The sequence below is a fragment of the Rossellomorea sp. QJM3NY_18 genome, from assembly GCF_056173145.1.
Map to the genome: position 1 here is coordinate 4108453 of NZ_CM149659.1, position 16016 is coordinate 4124468.

18 protein-coding genes are annotated in these 16016 nt (G+C 44.8%); 6 read left to right on the forward strand and 12 right to left on the reverse strand.

Going from position 1 to position 16016, the window contains the following annotated elements; translation table 11 throughout:
• Positions 1–870: 870 nt before the first annotated feature.
• From AC0VXY_RS21065 to AC0VXY_RS21080, 4 genes are all read right to left on the reverse strand, one after another.
• Entirely contained in the window at positions 871–2538 is a 1668-nt protein-coding gene (locus tag AC0VXY_RS21065) for a sodium:solute symporter family protein (RefSeq protein WP_435988990.1), read from the reverse strand.
• 33 nt (positions 2539–2571) lie between these two features.
• Positions 2572–2874 carry a DUF4212 domain-containing protein gene (locus tag AC0VXY_RS21070; RefSeq protein ID WP_229595929.1) on the reverse strand — a complete coding sequence of 101 codons (303 nt, stop codon included), beginning with the start codon at positions 2872–2874 and terminating at the stop codon, positions 2572–2574.
• 24 nt (positions 2875–2898) lie between these two features.
• Entirely contained in the window at positions 2899–3081 is a 183-nt protein-coding gene (locus AC0VXY_RS21075) for a hypothetical protein (protein ID WP_061808920.1), read from the reverse strand.
• Between the two features lie 291 nt (positions 3082–3372).
• Positions 3373–4269, reverse strand: coding sequence for a peptidoglycan DD-metalloendopeptidase family protein (locus AC0VXY_RS21080; RefSeq protein WP_475526458.1), 897 nt, complete (start codon positions 4267–4269; stop codon positions 3373–3375).
• A 220-nt stretch (positions 4270–4489) separates the two neighbouring features.
• On the opposite strand from AC0VXY_RS21080, the gene AC0VXY_RS21085 reads away from it, so the two are divergent.
• A complete protein-coding gene (locus AC0VXY_RS21085) occupies positions 4490–4927 on the forward strand; it encodes a VanZ family protein (protein ID WP_475526459.1) in 438 nt (145 codons plus the stop codon).
• A 33-nt stretch (positions 4928–4960) separates the two neighbouring features.
• On the opposite strand, the gene spoIID is transcribed toward AC0VXY_RS21085, so the two are convergent.
• From spoIID to AC0VXY_RS21110, 5 genes are all read right to left on the reverse strand, one after another.
• Complete coding sequence (gene spoIID, locus AC0VXY_RS21090; RefSeq protein ID WP_475526460.1) at positions 4961–5974, reverse strand: stage II sporulation protein D; 1014 nt, start codon at positions 5972–5974, stop codon at positions 4961–4963.
• 476 nt (positions 5975–6450) lie between these two features.
• Positions 6451–7758 (reverse strand): UDP-N-acetylglucosamine 1-carboxyvinyltransferase, encoded by a 1308-nt coding sequence (murA, locus tag AC0VXY_RS21095; RefSeq protein ID WP_435988984.1) that lies wholly within the window; start codon positions 7756–7758, stop codon positions 6451–6453.
• A gap of 32 nt (positions 7759–7790) precedes the next feature.
• A complete protein-coding gene (locus AC0VXY_RS21100) occupies positions 7791–8540 on the reverse strand; it encodes a YwmB family TATA-box binding protein (RefSeq protein WP_475526461.1) in 750 nt (249 codons plus the stop codon).
• A 219-nt stretch (positions 8541–8759) separates the two neighbouring features.
• Positions 8760–8996, reverse strand: a complete 237-nt coding sequence (locus tag AC0VXY_RS21105; RefSeq protein WP_060672855.1) for a DUF1146 family protein — start codon at positions 8994–8996, stop codon at positions 8760–8762.
• Positions 8997–9201: 205 nt separating this feature from the next.
• Entirely contained in the window at positions 9202–9411 is a 210-nt protein-coding gene (locus tag AC0VXY_RS21110) for a hypothetical protein (RefSeq protein ID WP_475526462.1), read from the reverse strand.
• A 275-nt stretch (positions 9412–9686) separates the two neighbouring features.
• Between AC0VXY_RS21110 and AC0VXY_RS21115 the strand changes: the two genes are divergently transcribed.
• From AC0VXY_RS21115 to AC0VXY_RS21135, 5 genes are all read left to right on the forward strand, one after another.
• The gene (locus AC0VXY_RS21115) at positions 9687–10148 is read left to right on the forward strand and encodes a hypothetical protein (protein WP_475526463.1); all 462 of its coding nucleotides are present in this window, start codon (positions 9687–9689) and stop codon (positions 10146–10148) included.
• A 29-nt stretch (positions 10149–10177) separates the two neighbouring features.
• The gene (locus tag AC0VXY_RS21120; protein WP_435988980.1) at positions 10178–10843 is read left to right on the forward strand and encodes a hypothetical protein; all 666 of its coding nucleotides are present in this window, start codon (positions 10178–10180) and stop codon (positions 10841–10843) included.
• Between the two features lie 152 nt (positions 10844–10995).
• Positions 10996–11154 (forward strand): hypothetical protein, encoded by a 159-nt coding sequence (locus AC0VXY_RS21125; RefSeq protein WP_435988979.1) that lies wholly within the window; start codon positions 10996–10998, stop codon positions 11152–11154.
• Complete coding sequence (locus tag AC0VXY_RS21130) at positions 11144–12496, forward strand: arsenic transporter (protein WP_475526464.1); 1353 nt, start codon at positions 11144–11146, stop codon at positions 12494–12496. The genes AC0VXY_RS21125 and AC0VXY_RS21130 overlap by 11 nt, the downstream gene beginning before the upstream one ends.
• Before the next feature lie 23 nt (positions 12497–12519).
• Positions 12520–13191: a DUF2642 domain-containing protein gene (locus AC0VXY_RS21135; protein ID WP_435988977.1), complete on the forward strand. Its 672-nt coding sequence runs from the start codon at positions 12520–12522 to the stop codon at positions 13189–13191.
• Positions 13192–13234: 43 nt separating this feature from the next.
• On the opposite strand, the gene AC0VXY_RS21140 is transcribed toward AC0VXY_RS21135, so the two are convergent.
• From AC0VXY_RS21140 to AC0VXY_RS21150, 3 genes are all read right to left on the reverse strand, one after another.
• Positions 13235–13639 (reverse strand): F0F1 ATP synthase subunit epsilon, encoded by a 405-nt coding sequence (locus AC0VXY_RS21140; protein ID WP_034765168.1) that lies wholly within the window; start codon positions 13637–13639, stop codon positions 13235–13237.
• A 22-nt stretch (positions 13640–13661) separates the two neighbouring features.
• The gene (gene atpD, locus AC0VXY_RS21145; RefSeq protein WP_336201464.1) at positions 13662–15065 is read right to left on the reverse strand and encodes a F0F1 ATP synthase subunit beta; all 1404 of its coding nucleotides are present in this window, start codon (positions 15063–15065) and stop codon (positions 13662–13664) included.
• A 70-nt stretch (positions 15066–15135) separates the two neighbouring features.
• A complete protein-coding gene (locus tag AC0VXY_RS21150) occupies positions 15136–15993 on the reverse strand; it encodes a F0F1 ATP synthase subunit gamma (RefSeq protein ID WP_435988976.1) in 858 nt (285 codons plus the stop codon).
• Positions 15994–16016 lie beyond the last annotated feature (23 nt).

The following is a 16016-nucleotide window of genomic DNA, read 5'->3' on the forward strand; positions in this document are numbered from 1 at the left end:
AGGTTTCGATTGAATTTTCTGAAAAATGACTGTGAGGGACGGACCTCTACATGGTTAAATGGACCCGAATTCCTGACATGACGAATGATCCGATGCCATTCGACATCATCTGAATCATTTCCCCTTCCCTCACTATTTCCTGAGAAATGAGTCGATGAATCTGTGAAAATGTCTAATTTTCTCTGTTCAAAGGAAAAATCCGTACCGGGATTCCCCGAACGGATTTACTTGAGGTGCAAAACGGTTATAGCAATCACATACACTTCCACAGCATAATCTACAGTTTATATCACAATCAAAAAGGCTTAGAGATGCAAATATCCCTAAGCCTTTTTCGAATTTTCTTCTATACATGTTCAATAGATGCTAAAGCCAGTTTGATAAATAAGCGGAGGAATTCCGGTTATTTATCAAATAGAACTGAAAATATCTTATATAGCCGAAGATTCCGGCTATTTACTCGATAAACGTAAAAATGCTCCATTTTGCTTTGCTTAACCGGAATAACGAGACTGTCGATTAATTAAAATGTGAAACTTTTACTTGACCTCACTGAATCTCAACTGCTATTTTAATGCACTAGAGAGTCACGATCGTTTACAAAAATCCCCTTGAGACGCATTTAAATCGATTTTCAGACAGTTAAGGCTAAAAAAGGGGTCAAGATACTCTGGGTAATACTAAATTGATCATTGAAACCTAACGAAATTTTAAATTTTTATTTGTCTAAAATATGGAGCATTTATTAAAAGTAGTTAATCGACGGTCTCATAACTCCGCTTATATCCCGAACAAAGCTCCATTCTTAAACTCTTAACCGGAAAATTTCCGCTTATTTTCAATATTACACCCCTCTAAGGCTTCCATCCATCATGCTTTAAAATCAACCTCATCATCCACCCAGACTTCCCCGTCTTTAAAGGTCATCTGTTCCGGATATCGAAGGTCCATTACTTCTTCCTGGATCTTCTGTGAAGGTGCCTTCGTCATGAGGGACACGACGATATTGGCAATGGCCGCTGAGGCTGCCCCGAACACACCTGCTCCTGTGTCAATGATTCCGAACAGGGTAATGCCTGATCGCGCCAGGAAGATGTAGGTGAGAGTCACCGCCAGCCCCACAAGCATCCCTGCGATCACCCCCTGGGCATTGGAGCGCTTCCACCAGACTCCAAGTAAGAGGGCCGGGAAGAACGTCCCTGACGCCAGGGCGAAGGCCCAGGCGACGATTTGGGTGATGACCCCTGGAGGATTCAGCGCCACCACTCCGGCCAGGACAGTAGCCACAACAATCGACCAGCGTGCAACCGCCAGACGATTCCGCTCGGTCGCATTCGGTTTGAATACGCGGTAGTAAATATCGTGTGCAAAGGAAGACGAAATCGCGATCATCAATCCGCCTGCCGTTGATAACGCCGCTGCCATGGCACCTGCCGCCACGAGCCCAATGACGAATACGCCAAGGTTCGCGATCTCCGGTGTCGCCATGACGACGATATCATTCGAAATGATGATTTCCTTCCATTGGAGGATCCCGTCTCCATTCGCATCAGCCACCTGCAGTTTCCCCGTGTCGACCCATGAGGCCGTCCAGGCAGGCAAATCACTGATTTTGCTTCCCGCTACTTTTGTCATCAAAATAAACCGGGAGAAGGCTGCATAAGCTGGCGCTGATAGATAAAGAAGCCCGATGAAAAGGAGTGCCCACGCACCTGACCAGCGCGCCGCCTTCATCGTGGAAACGGTATAGAACCGGACGATGACATGGGGAAGCCCGGCGGTACCGGCCATCAGTGTGAACATGAGGGCCATGAACTGCCACTTCGTCCCGTTTGTAAAAGGAGCGAAGTATTCCGACACACCGAGCTCACGGTCGAGTTCACCGATTTTCCCGACCAGCTCCCCGTAAGAGATCCACGGAGCAGGGTTTCCTGTTATTTGCAGGGACATGAAGATGACCGGGATCAAGTACGCAATGATCAATACGATATACTGAGCTACCTGAGTCCACGTGATCCCCTTCATGCCGCCGAAGGCAGCGTAAAAGGCAATGAGGACGACCCCGATCATCGTTCCGACCTTGGCATCGATTTCAAATAGACGGCCGATGACCACACCCGAACCTGACAGTTGACCGATCGAGTACGTGAAACTGATGATGATCGTACAGATCGCGGCGATAACCCGGGCTGTATGACTGTTATACCGGTCCCCGATGAATTCCGGCACGGTATATCGTCCATACTTCCTGAGCTGTGGTGCGAGGAGGAAGGTCAACAATAAATATCCTCCTGTCCACCCCATTATATAAGCAAGCCCGTCATAACCGAGAATCATGACAGTACCAGCCAGTCCAATGAACGATGCCGCACTCATCCAGTCAGCCCCGATTGCCATCCCGTTAAAGATCGGCGGCACCCCGCGACCGGCTACATAGAAATCCGATGTCGCTTTCGCTTTGTTATAAACCGCTATTCCGATATATAACGCAAACGTCAACAGTATAATAGACGTCGATACGATAAACTGAGTATCCATTCATTCTTTCCCCCTAGTTCTTCTCTATTTGATTTAATGATCCAGCGTTTTTCCGTAGCTGATCTGCTCATTCCGGCTTTCATCCAGACCATATTTCTTATCGATCCCGTCACTCACCTTCGCATTCACATAAAGCAAAACAATGAAAATGATGATCGATCCTTGAGCGCCCATGAAATAATGGAACGGAAATCCGTTAATGGTGAAGGTGGAGAAGCTTTCGGCAAACAGCACGATACCAAAGGAGGAAAGGAGCCAGATTACTAAATACAGTGCCATATATCGATTTTTTTCTTTAAAATACTGATCGGCTTTCGCTCTATCAATCTTCTTCATGTACATAACCCCTTTTCTAGCTCATTATTTTAAACTGAAAATAAATTTCACTGTTTCAAAGAACGGCACCGGGACAATGGCAATCTGCACAATAAAATAAATGAATAAAGACACGAATGGTATGGTCAGAAAGAATGCCCGCTTCTTTCTCAGGGCAAGGATGATGCACCCTCCTGTGATGAGTAAAAACAGCATGAAGTAGATCAACGTTTCACCTCCCGCTCTACAAAGACTTAATTTTCTGAAATTTTATTCATGCCATCATTATCTTTACTGAAAAAAGCCTGGTCAATAAAGAAAAAACGACAACCATGCGACATATGTTCCCCATTCATTTTTCTAAAATAAAGATATTTGAACATATGGTTAGATTGATTAATAGAATGACACTGGAAATGCTTTTCCAGTAAACCTTCCTCCCTGTCGAATTTCCAAGGAAATTTTTTTGGACAAGCAAAAAGGCTGACCGTTATTTCGGTCAGCCCTCATTTATAGGTGTTACTCTTCGTCTTTTACGTCAGCGCTGTCTTTGCTTTCTTGTTTCGGCTTGGCCTGGTCCTGTTTTTCTTCAGTGGACTTGTTTTCTTCAGTTGCGTCTTTTTCTTCCGTAGCTTTGTCCTCGGTAGCTTTGTTTTCGCTAGCTTGGTCTTCTACGGCATTTTCTTCAGCAGCTTCTGCATCCGGCTGTTCACCTGAAACTTTCTTGTCTTCAAGCTGTGCTTCTTGAAGAGTGGCAAGAGACTTATTGAAGTATTCCATTGGATTCACGGCAACATCCGCTTTACGGATTTCAAAGTGTACGTGAACGCCGGCTTCTTCATTGAATAAGCTCTTTCCTGATTTCGCAATGGCTTGTCCTTGATCGACTACATCTCCAACCGCGACTTCAAAATCTTTCACTGATTGATAACGAGTCACGATGCCTTTGCTGTGCTCGATTTCAATCGTATTACCAAGTAAGGAATCTTCCTGAACCTTTGTGACTGTACCGCTCATGGCAGCCAGAACATCGAATTCCTTCCCGTCTTTCGAGATGTCGACTCCTTGGTTCGGGTAGTACATGTTTCCATACACGACTAGGGCAGCTTCCTGTTCTTCAGCTGAAGCTTCAGTGTCGTAGAATTGTTTTTCGATCACTGTATCTTCAGGGCTTGAAACAGGCATTACAAAGTTTTCCAATGAACGATTGACTTCTTCTGCAGGCTGGTTGAACTCATTGTCAGTAGGAACTCCATCATAGCTGTAATCCTTGGCTTTCTCGTTTACATCATTTCCTGCCTGGTACCACAGAATCCCCGTGATAATGATTGCTGCACTTGCTAAATAGATTGCTGGGTATGCCCAACGTCTTTTCAAAAAGTTTTGAGAAGGTTGTTTCTTTTCTTCCTCTCTCATTTTCATCACCTCAGCAATCATTCTGAACAGAATTCTGAAAATATATACACATTGGCAAAAAAATTTTAATTTCTTATGTTTCGACAAAGTGGGGAGGAATATGTATGAACTATAGATTTTCCTCGAAAAAAATATGGCAAACTTCGAAACTATAGAGTGATGATAACGAAATCCCGGTCCCCCATGGTACAATACTATAAACTGAAAGGACGGGTCCAATATGAAAACGTTACTTAAATATGTGCTGACGGCTGCACCTTTCCTTTATATGATTCTGATTTGGATCATGTCGAGCAATCCCGATGATGCGGTGCTGCGGTTTCCTGATGATGGGGTGGACCGGTTCATCAAGGAATCCCTCCACTTGGTGGAGTTCGGGATTTTATATGCATTGTTTGTCGTCGCACTGCTCGCACACGGAAGGCTTCGGTTCACATTGAATTTCACTGTTGCACTAGTAGCCATCTTTTATGGATTCATAGATGAGATCCATCAGTCCTTCGTTCCGTATCGGTCCTCCACGATGATTGATGCCGCCAAGGATCTGATCGGGGTCACGGTCCTGTTTTGGATCGTAAACCGCACTTATTTCCGAAATCCGGATCACAGGTTGACGAAGGCGATGAAGAGGTTTGAAGCTTATGTAAAAAAGGATTGAGTCGGTCACCCTGACCATACTCAATCCTTTTTCTTATCTTTGTGCCGTCACCTTCTGCAGGAGTTTGCTCGATTCCGTTATTTTTACATCCTTATAATAATGGGTCACGATATCTTTATAATTCTTCCCTTCCTTCGCCATCCCGTTTGCCCCGTACTGGCTCATTCCGACTCCGTGGCCGAACCCTTTTGTGGCAATGACGATGTGGTCATCCTTCAAGTACCAGGTGAAGTCCGACGATCTGAGGCCTAATTTATCCCTGATCTCCCGCCCGGTGAATTCTTTCCCATTGATTTCTACTTTCGCCACCCTTTTGCCTTCGGTCCTTGATGTGATCGTTCCCACCGACCCGTCCTTAGGCAGTGTGACACCTAGCTTCTGTTTGAATTCATTGATCGGGATGATCTTTTGATCTTCAAACTTGGGTGATGCTTTGTCCCAAGGACTCTCCACACTCCGTAAATACGGGATATCATCTGTCCAGTATGCCTCTGAGTTTTCCGTATAGCCGTTACTTGTCGAGAAGAAGGCGGCCGTAATCGGTTTATCATCATATGTGAGAACTTTCCCCTTCGTTTCAAGGACCGCTTCTGAAATCTTCTTGATTTTCCAGTCGTAGTCAGAGCCCCATAGAGTGGCCAGTTCCTTATGGTTTTTATACACCTGATGGGATACCGTATCCGTCACATCGGCTCCCTTCGGCACAGAAGGGTCATCTGACAGAAGCTGATTGACCATATACGTCCTTGCTGCAAGGGCCTGTGCCTTCAATGCTTCCTTTTCAAAATCGGCCGGCATTTCACCCGCCACTACCCCTACGACATACTGCTCAAGGGGGAGCTTTTCGATGAGATCCTGACTGGATCGATACACCGCCACCTCGACCGAGTCTGCCAATTCTTCAACGGATAGTGAGTTTTTCAGTTTTTCGTCCAGGTTGGCCGTTTCCTTGTCTGATGAAAATGGGAGTACCAGCAGAGTAGGTACAATAAAGATGATGCTGATAAAGATTGAGAAGATGATCACTACGGGTTTCAACTGCTTCATGTTCGCGGCCTCCAATGAAAGATTAAATAGGAGAATGTCCTAGCACACTTCTCCACTCTCTTTCATATGTATGGTAGTGGACAAGCAATTATGAGTGTGAATTGGGAGAGTTTTGGGGCAGGGAATGATAGCGTGCAGGGGGACTTTGGTTTTTGAAAATAAATGGTGTGGTTTTGATAATAAAATGGGGTTTTTAAAAATAAGTGTGGTGCTTTTGAAAATATATACTGGTGACACCCGGATCTCGGTCTCTCAACTTCCGAATCCAGCCGTTTTCTTCTGAAATAGAGCAGTTCCCCAGTACAATCCAGCCACTTTCCTGAAAAAACCGGCCGATTCCGAACATAATCCAGCCGAAACAATCATTAATCCAGTCAAATTCCTTTTTTTACCAAATACCCGTCGCCCTCCACACCAAAAACCCCAAACAAAAAAGGCAAGCCCTCCAAAAAGAGCTCACCTTTTCCACTATCTATTTACGCATCCTTGATCATGTCTTGCTGCTCAGAAACAGGAGTTTCTTCCGCTTCTTTCACACGCTCGATATCGGCTCCAAGGCCTGCAAGCTTCTGATGGAAGTTCACATATCCACGATCTAAATGCTTCAGTTCTGTTACGCGAGTATATCCGTCTGCCACTAGACCAGCGATGGAAAGTGCTGCTGCAGCGCGAAGATCCGTTGCAGCCACTTCTGCCCCTTGAAGAGGTGTTGGTCCGTTCATGATGACAGAGCGTCCTTCGATCTTGATATCTGCTCCCATGCGGCGGAATTCTTCCGCATGCATGAAACGATTTTCAAATACGGTTTCCGTGATGACGCTGGTACCGTCAGCTGCCAGAAGCAATGCCATCATTTGGGATTGCATATCTGTCGGGAAACCTGGATGAGGCATTGTTTTGATATCGACGGATTTCAGTTTCTCCGGTCCGATGACACGAAGACCTTCTTCTTCATCGATGATCGTAACGCCCATCTCTTCCATCTTCGCCACTAATGAAGATAGATGTTCAGGAATCGCACCTTTTATAAGGACATCACCTTGAGTGATTGCTGCAGCTACCATGAAGGTTCCTGCTTCGATACGGTCAGGGATGATGCTGTGCTCGACACCGTATAGGCGTTCAACACCTTCGATACGGATCGTGCCGGTTCCCGCACCTACCACGCTTCCTCCCATTTTGTTCAGGAAGTTCGCTAAGTCGACGATTTCAGGTTCTTTTGCTACGTTCTCAAGGATGGTTGTTCCTTCTGCAAGAACGGCTGCCATCATGATGTTTTCTGTTGCCCCAACACTTGGGAAGTCCAGATACACCTTGGCACCTTTCAGTCTTCCATCTACTTCAGCTTCGATGAAACCATTTCCTACCTTCACTTTGGCTCCCATTGCTTCAAAGCCTTTTAAGTGTTGGTCGATCGGTCTTGATCCAATCGCACAGCCACCAGGAAGAGCGACACGCGCTTTACCCGTACGGCCTAAGAGTGAACCCATTACAAGAACGGATGCACGCATTTTACGTACATATTCGAATGGTGCTTCTACAAACAACTCTCTAGATGCATTCACGATGACTTCACCATTGTTAAACTCTACATCTGTATTTAAATGACGTAATACTTCATTAATCGTATATACATCGGAGAGTGGTGGTACATTTTTAATGACACTGTTTCCTTCACTTGCTAATAATGTAGCAGCGATGACTGGTAAAACGGCATTCTTTGCTCCTTCAACTTGCACTGTACCGCTTAAACGCTGACCGCCGCGGACGATAATTTTTTCCAAGAGTATTCCCCTCCGCGTCCAATTTCTCTATATTAATATTCAATAATTAGGATGGGTGTGCCAATCACAAAGGTTGTCTTAGCGCCCATTCCGCTTTTCCGTAGACCTAGTTGTATGTTCATATCATCATTTTTTGTTGGTATAGTCCGTGACATTTGTTCCGAGTAAGCTGAAATGGAATAAAAGTCTTCTTCTTTAAGTGATTCCAATTCTTTCGCGTCTAATTTCGACATTAGTTCGACAGCCTGATTCGACAAAACTTTCTCAAGCTTATCATTGAATTCGCCTTTTATACAAGAGAAAATCATAGGTTTAGAAGTGAAAATGATTTCCATATTTGGGATAAATTCAGACTTGATATGCTGCTTGGTCTTTTCTCCCAACGTTTTCTGATTTCCGCGCATTTCATACATAATGTACGATACCGAATGCCCGTTTGTGGGGGTATGCTGCAATTTAATGGTTTCTTCCCCGTGAGACGTCTGACGTTGTCCCACAACCACTACTCCTTCAGCTGACTTTTCTGTCACCCAGTCAAAATCAGAAAATGTTTCCTGCATAGTAGTACTATATTTGGCAAACCCTTTATTCGTGAAGCTTTTTTTGTTTTCTCTTGCATATAGAGACCATTCAGTTATCTGACCTTGAGAATGAACAATGGCTTGATCAAGCTTTTCAATGTCTAATAAATGCTTGGCTACGATAGTGTTGTTCCCATTAATGACAGGAAGAAAACCTAATCCAACCAAAAAGATTAAAATAATGTAAAAATACCGACCCATTTTTCATTCCTCCCCTTACTAAAAGTCTGTCCGAATAGGGGGAGAACATACTTGAAAATTGTCGTCATCTTTTTACAATTATTGAGCTTTCAAGCGAGTCTTATGAAAAGGGTTTCACTTTGAAACTTTTTCACAAAGGCACGAACACAAAATTAATCTTACTCAAAACAGTGCCCCTTGAAAACATGCTGGAAGGCCTATTTTTTGTCAGATCTCTACTTATTCAAAGAAAACCGGCAAGCTCTGAGACCATAGGTAATAATCCAGTAAAAAACGGCTGACGGCTGACCCGATTGCGACCGTTAGTAGGATATACAATAGTCTCCCTTGTGCGACTCGATTCTTCTTCAGGAGCTTGTCCAGCTGAATGGCTTGCAATGCCCAGAACGTAATCCCGAATACAAATAGATGCACAAGCATGCTGACAAGGGCCTGTTGACCAAAGCTTTCCACCACTCTTCTCACTCCTTCAAATGACCAAATTCGACACACATAGACCATTTTAACACATTATTCAGTAACTATATATGTATTTTGCAAATTTTTTGCAGAGGTCCGTCCCTCAACAAAACCACCCATTACTGAGGATTGTAATGGGTGGTTTCCATTAGGTACGTGAGGTGTACCGGGGAGGTGTTGGTTGGAGGTTCTATTTCTATTTCTATTTCTTTTTCTTTTTGCCTGTTTGTCCTTTTTCCATGCATTCGTAGTAGTATCCCTGGCAGCCGCATTTTGCCTGTTTGCCCTGGCCCTTTTGTTTCTCTTTGCCGCCTTTGGCATCCTGCTGACCCATATCACCGATCATCCACTGATATTCGCCGTAGTTTTTACACTCCTGCTTCCCTTTTCCTTGTCCTTTTTTCGAACTCATTTTCCCATCCTCCTTTTGTCCTTTCCTATAGTCTACGCTCCCTTCCCCTCCCGCGTTTGGGTTGTCCCCGCCTAAATCAGAGCCTATTTTTAAACCCCAATAGGAAAAGAACCGTCATTGTTCCCATCATCATGTACGTTTCCCCTCAATCCCCCGCCCATTTCGCCTCCAATGGCAACTAGTCCACTAAAAAGGGCGTCTGTAGTAGTACGACGTCACGGCATGTCACATATACATATAGTGAAAATGTTTATATACAACTGGAGGGAACAGGTATGAATAAAGAATTAATGTCTTCGCTAGTCGGGAAGGTTGTCAAGGTGAATCGCGGCGGTCCTGAATCGCGTACCGGAAAGCTTCTTTATGGAGGGGATGATCATTTCGCTCTTTTAACAGAGAAAGATGGTGTGATTTACTACAATACATCCCATGTTAAGAGCATTTCCCAGAACATTAAATCCGGTCTTCCGTTTGATGTGGAGGTGCTTTCTGAAGAAGGTCTGGAGTTTATGAAGGAAGACACGTTTGGAGCTTTACTCACCAGTTTGAAATATCAATGGGTGAGCATCAACCGCGGTGGTCCTGAGAAACTCGAGGGAATACTTGAGAATTCGAATGATGAATTCATCACACTCGTATTGAATGAAGAGGTTGTCCGCCTGGCTGCATTCCATGTCAAAAGCATCAGCTACGGCGTGAAGGCTAAAAAAGCAGAGAAAACAGAAGAAGAGAAGTAATCTTCTATATAAGGAAAGGAGAATCATGAATGAGTAATTTCACCGATTCATTAAAGGGATTAACAGGTTATCAGGTCAATATCATTCTCAATGACGGTACAAAACTGTCAGGTCAATTAGCGGAGGTCAGTACGGATTATCTGACGGTCTACTCCAGTCAAAACGAAACATTATATTACCCGATTTCACAAATCCAGGCAGTCACGAAGAATTCCAAGGATGTAGAAGCGTTGCCTATTACGGACGACCACCTGAAGGGTGAAAAAATGTCCGATGTTTTGTCCCAGAGCTTACTCAGCTGGGTGACGATCAATGGATCCGGAAAGGCTTCCTACTCAGGGATCCTTTCAGCCGTGGAAGAAGACCACATCGTGTTGACTCAAGGGAAGGACAGGGTGTATCTGCAGCATGCCTCCGTTCTGAACATTTATGACGGAACAAAGAAAACGACTTCGGATAGTCAAGACAACTCATCCAGTAAAGATAGTTCCTCACAGAAACAAGACTCTTCAAAGAACCAGGAATCATCCAACAAGAGCAATTCAAACCAAAAATCATCACAGCAACGTTCTAAAAACCAATCTTCTACAAAATCCTCCTCTAAAAATACGAAGAAAAAACAACAGCCTGCTTTCTATTACGATGAACTTGAAGGGGCAAAATCCCCTTCCTCAAAAAAGAGAACCTCCAAGTAAAGACGGCAGAATCTGAGTAAAAGTTGGTCATAACGGATGAACAGGCTAATGATATTCATGAAAAATCTCAGCATCCTCCTGATTGATTGTTGCAGTTGAAGAAGATGCTGGGGTGATTCATAAAGAATTGCGATTTGAAAGGAGGAATGATCATGTTCTTGATCATCTATTTTGTACTTTTGGGAAGTATCTTTCATCTTCTTTTTATTAAACCCGCTATTTCTAAAAAGGTGGACAAACATCCACTCTTTGAGCATTTAGATGCTTCGCCTTCTTCTATCACAAATGAGGCGAAATCACATGCCCGATAATATGTTTTGGTTTATGACGATCATTTTCTCCCTTACCATCATCGTCATGTTATGGAGACCGTTCGGGATCAATGAAACCATCCCTACATCCATCGGGGCTGCCATCGTCCTTCTTATAGGAATCGTTCCCTTCAGCGATGTGTTTACCATCGTGGATATTGTGAGCGGGGCGGCTCTTACCATATTATCGACGATTATGATGTCCATCGTCCTTGAGAGTATTGGTTTCTTCCGGGTGGTGGCCGTGAATATCGTCAACAGGTCGAGGGGGTCGGGGCTCAGGCTGTATATCTATGTGATGATATTATGTTTTATGATGACCATGTTCTTTAATAACGACGGCAGCATCCTCATCACCACTCCGATCATCATCCATATGACTTCCCTATTGAAGCTCAAGAATCATCAGAAAATCCCCTATCTTCTATCAGGTGCCCTTATTGCCACTGCAGCCAGTGCGCCCATCGCCGTCAGCAATATTTCAAATCTCATAGCACTGAAAATCGTCGGTCTCACCTTGCAGGACTACGTTCAGATGATGTTTGTGCCTTCCATGGTCGCCATCCTCGTCATCGCTTATCTGCTCTACCTCTACTTCCGCAAATCAATCCCGAAAAAAATCCTGGATGTCTCGATCAATTGGAAAAAAGATGCCCAAGCCTACTCTTACTCCCATCCTCTTTCCTCGAATGAGCAGAAGAAAGAAATCGATTTTACCCTGATCAAGTATTGTTTGCTGATCGTCGTTCTCACCCGGGCCGCCTTTTTTGCCCTGACCCCTTTTGGCGTACCACTTGAAATCATCGGGATGGTCGGGGCCGTCACCCTGATATTCCTCCGGTACACCCGGACCAGGATGGGGGTCATGGATATTATCCGAAAGACGCCTTGGCATGTTCTATTATTCGCTTTCAATATGTACGTGCTCGTGTATGGACTGAAAAATGTCGGGTTAAGCGACTTCATCGTCGAGCAATTCAGGGATCATATTGTCGGACAGCCCTTCAATGCCAGTATCTTGATGGGAATCTTTCTTACCGTGATTTCCAATCTCTTTAACAATCTGCCGGCTGTGATGATCGGCACCTTATCCATTACGGAGATGGGACTGGACCCCCACATTTTGCAGATCGCTTATTTAGCCAACGTGATGGGGAGTGACATTGGTGCTTTATTGACACCAGTGGGCACGCTTGCCACATTGATCTGGATGTTCATCTTAAAGACCCACGGAATCACCATTTCCTGGAGCCGCTATCTGAGGGTGACCATATTCGTTGTCCCAGTCAGCCTATTAGTCGGATTATACAGTTTGTACCTTTGGATAGAGTGGTTATTTTAAACTAGGAAGGAGTGTCAAAGCTTATGAAAAATGTTTATTCTGCATTTACCGGTGAAGCAGTCATCATCGAACTGACCGGAAAAAAAACCATTAATGGATATTTGATCGAGGTGGGCAGCGAGGTCCTGATCGTCTATAACGGAGTCGACTATATTTATATCTCCACTTCTCATATTAAAAACATGTCGGTTGTATCGAAAGACTCCATCGGGATCGATGAACCGTCTGTGAGTCCACAGCTCGAACAGGAAGATCAATTATCCCTGCGAAAAATCCTGACCACGGCCAAGGGGGTATTCCTAGAAATCTACACAACGGGCAATCAGCCGATACACGGTTATATAACAGGGATCATGAACAATTACTTCGCATTCTACTCCCCCGTTTACAAAACGATGTTCATCTCCCTGCAACATTTAAAATGGCTCATCCCCTATTCTACCAATCTTTCTCCCTACCGCTTGAGCAAGGAAAATCTGCCTGTTAATCCGTCGAACTCCATCACACTGGCCAGAAGCTTCGAGGTTCAACTTGAAAAATTGAGCGGGCACCTCGTCGTCTTGAACCTTGGAGTCCAGGAAGAAATGATAGGCAAGATCGAGAGAGTGTCAGATAATATCATGGAATTGATCACAGCCAAGGGCGAATCGACCTACTTGAATATGCAGCATATTCAAACCGTCCATTTACCATAAAAAAAGAAACCACCTCTCCAAAGGAAAGGTGGTTTCTTCGTTATTAGAAATTACGTTCGGAAACGTTAATTCTGTTCATGGCACGCTTCAGAGCGAGTTCGGCACGACGGAAGTCTACGTCGTCCTGTTGTGCCTGCATGCGGTCTTCAGCACGGCCTTTTGCTTCTTTCGCGCGTTGTACATCGATAGCTTCTGCTGTTTCAGCAGACTGTGCTAGAATTGTCACTTGTTCAGGACGTACTTCTAAGAATCCGCCACTGACAGCTACAAGCTCAGTGTTGCCACCTTTTTTCAGGCGAACCGCACCGATTTGTAGTGGAGCAACCATCGGAATGTGTCCAGGTAAGATTCCAAGCTCACCGCTTTGAGCTTTCGTGCTCACCATTTCCACTTCTGAATCGTACACTGGGCCATCGGGAGTGACAATATTGACTTTTAATGTCTTCATTTTCTTCCCTCCTGGTCCCTAATTATACCTCTACGCCCATTTCTTTAGCTGCAGCCAGTACGTCCTCGATCGGACCTACAAGACGGAATGCATCTTCTGGAATGTGGTCGTATTTACCTGCAAGAATATCAACGAAGCCTTTAACTGTGTCCTTCACTTCTACGTAAGAACCTTTTTGGCCGGTGAACTGTTCTGCAACGTGGAAGTTTTGAGATAAGAAGAACTGTACGCGGCGTGCGCGTTGTACTGTCAGCTTATCATCATCAGAAAGCTCATCCATACCAAGGATCGCGATGATATCTTGAAGTTCTTTATACCGCTGTAACGTCTGTTGAACGTTACGTGCAACATTGTAGTGTTCTTCTCCAACGATCTCTGGAGAAAGAGCACGGGAAGTCGATGCCAATGGATCTACCGCAGGATAGATACCCATTTCAGAAAGCTTACGCTCAAGGTTCGTTGTTGCATCCAAGTGAGCGAAAGTTGTTGCAGGAGCCGGATCCGTGTAGTCATCGGCAGGTACATAGATCGCTTGGATCGATGTTACAGAACCTACGTTTGTTGACGTGATACGCTCTTGCAGTTGACCCATTTCAGTCGCAAGTGTCGGCTGGTAACCAACGGCAGATGGCATACGGCCTAGTAGGGCAGAAACCTCTGAACCTGCTTGTGTGAAACGGAAGATATTATCGATGAACAGAAGTACGTCTTGACCTTGCTCATCACGGAAGTATTCAGCCATTGTAAGACCCGTCAAGGCAACACGCATACGCGCACCAGGCGGCTCGTTCATTTGTCCGAATACCATCGCTGTTTTCTTGATAACGCCAGAATCGCTCATCTCGTGGTAAAGGTCATTTCCTTCACGAGTACGCTCTCCAACACCGGCGAATACAGAGATACCACCGTGCTCTTGGGCGATGTTATTGATAAGCTCCTGGATTAATACGGTTTTACCAACACCGGCACCACCGAATAGACCGATCTTACCACCCTTGATGTATGGAGCAAGTAAGTCTACTACTTTGATACCTGTTTCAAGAATCTCAACTTCTGTAGAAAGTTGATCGAATGTAGGTGCCTGTCTGTGAATCGGATCACGACGGATACCTGCTGCTAGAGGCTCGTCTAAATCGATTGATTCACCCAGAACGTTGAATACACGACCTAACGTTACATCCCCTACTGGTACAGAGATTGGTGCTCCTGTATCGAGTACTTCGGCTCCACGTTGTAAACCATCCGTAGATGCCATTGCGATCGTACGTACAGAATCATCACCTAGGTGAAGGGCAACCTCTAATGTAAGTTCAGCTCTATCTGCAATTTGGATCTTTAAAGAGTTGTAGATATCAGGAAGTTGCCCGCTGGCGAACTTGACGTCAACAACTGGACCCATTACTTGAAGAACGTGTCCTTTGTTCATCTCTTTCCCTCCTAACTAGCTTTTGACAAAAACTTTATGAAGTATAAACGGTTTAAATACCGTTAATGTTCTATTCGAGTGCCGCTGCCCCGCCGACGATCTCCGTGATTTCCTGAGTGATCGCTGCTTGACGCGCACGGTTAAATTTCAGTGTAAGGTCACCGATGATTTCTTTTGCATTATCGGTTGCATTTCTCATCGCTGTCATACGGGCGGCGTGCTCACTTGCTTTCCCGTCAAGGAGAGCCCCGAAAATCAGGCTTTCAGCGTATTGAGGAAGCAATACCTCAAGGATTTCCTCTGCAGAAGGCTCGAATTCATATGAAGCAAGCTTTCCTGAAGGAGTCAGATCCGTTAATGGTAACACTTTTTTCTCCGTAACATCCTGTTGGATCGCACTTACATAGTGGTTGTAGAACATATACAGTTCATCGTATGCCTCTGCAGAGAACATACCCACCGCTTTGTTTGCGATATCTTTAATGTCTGCGAAATTCGGTTGATCCGGAAGACCCGTTACCGACTCAAGGACATTAAAGCCTTTTTTACGGAAGAAATCAGCACCGACACGGCCCAGAGCAATAATGGCAAATTCATCATTTGAGCTGTGACGCTCTTTAATTCGATTGCTAACAGCACGGATTACACTGCTGTTATATGCCCCCGCCAAACCACGGTCTGATGTAATGACCAGATACCCGGTTCTTTTAACGGGGCGGGAGACTAGCATCGGATTCCTCACACCTTGACTGCCCGCTGCAACGGATGTCACCACTTCAGAAATTTTATTCATGTAAGGTACGAATGACTTAGCATTCGTCTCCGCACGATTCAATTTAGAAGCCGATACCATTTCCATTGCTTTGGTGATTTGACTTGTCTTTTTGGTAGAAGTAATACGAGTTTGTATATCGCGTAACGATGCCACTGGTTCTCACCACCCTTTACATA

Coding starts and splice junctions, on each gene's coding strand:
- AC0VXY_RS21065 (WP_435988990.1), bottom strand. CDS start 2,538: ATGGATACTCAGTTTATCGTATCGACGTCTATTATACTGTTGACGTTT.
- AC0VXY_RS21070 (WP_229595929.1), bottom strand. CDS start 2,874: ATGAAGAAGATTGATAGAGCGAAAGCCGATCAGTATTTTAAAGAAAAA.
- AC0VXY_RS21080 (WP_475526458.1), bottom strand. CDS start 4,269: ATGAGAGAGGAAGAAAAGAAACAACCTTCTCAAAACTTTTTGAAAAGA.
- AC0VXY_RS21085 (WP_475526459.1), top strand. CDS start 4,490: ATGAAAACGTTACTTAAATATGTGCTGACGGCTGCACCTTTCCTTTAT.
- spoIID (WP_475526460.1), bottom strand. CDS start 5,974: ATGAAGCAGTTGAAACCCGTAGTGATCATCTTCTCAATCTTTATCAGC.
- AC0VXY_RS21100 (WP_475526461.1), bottom strand. CDS start 8,540: ATGGGTCGGTATTTTTACATTATTTTAATCTTTTTGGTTGGATTAGGT.
- AC0VXY_RS21110 (WP_475526462.1), bottom strand. CDS start 9,411: ATGAGTTCGAAAAAAGGACAAGGAAAAGGGAAGCAGGAGTGTAAAAAC.
- AC0VXY_RS21115 (WP_475526463.1), top strand. CDS start 9,687: ATGAATAAAGAATTAATGTCTTCGCTAGTCGGGAAGGTTGTCAAGGTG.
- AC0VXY_RS21120 (WP_435988980.1), top strand. CDS start 10,178: ATGAGTAATTTCACCGATTCATTAAAGGGATTAACAGGTTATCAGGTC.
- AC0VXY_RS21125 (WP_435988979.1), top strand. CDS start 10,996: ATGTTCTTGATCATCTATTTTGTACTTTTGGGAAGTATCTTTCATCTT.
- AC0VXY_RS21130 (WP_475526464.1), top strand. CDS start 11,144: ATGCCCGATAATATGTTTTGGTTTATGACGATCATTTTCTCCCTTACC.
- AC0VXY_RS21135 (WP_435988977.1), top strand. CDS start 12,520: ATGAAAAATGTTTATTCTGCATTTACCGGTGAAGCAGTCATCATCGAA.
- AC0VXY_RS21140 (WP_034765168.1), bottom strand. CDS start 13,639: ATGAAGACATTAAAAGTCAATATTGTCACTCCCGATGGCCCAGTGTAC.
- atpD (WP_336201464.1), bottom strand. CDS start 15,065: ATGAACAAAGGACACGTTCTTCAAGTAATGGGTCCAGTTGTTGACGTC.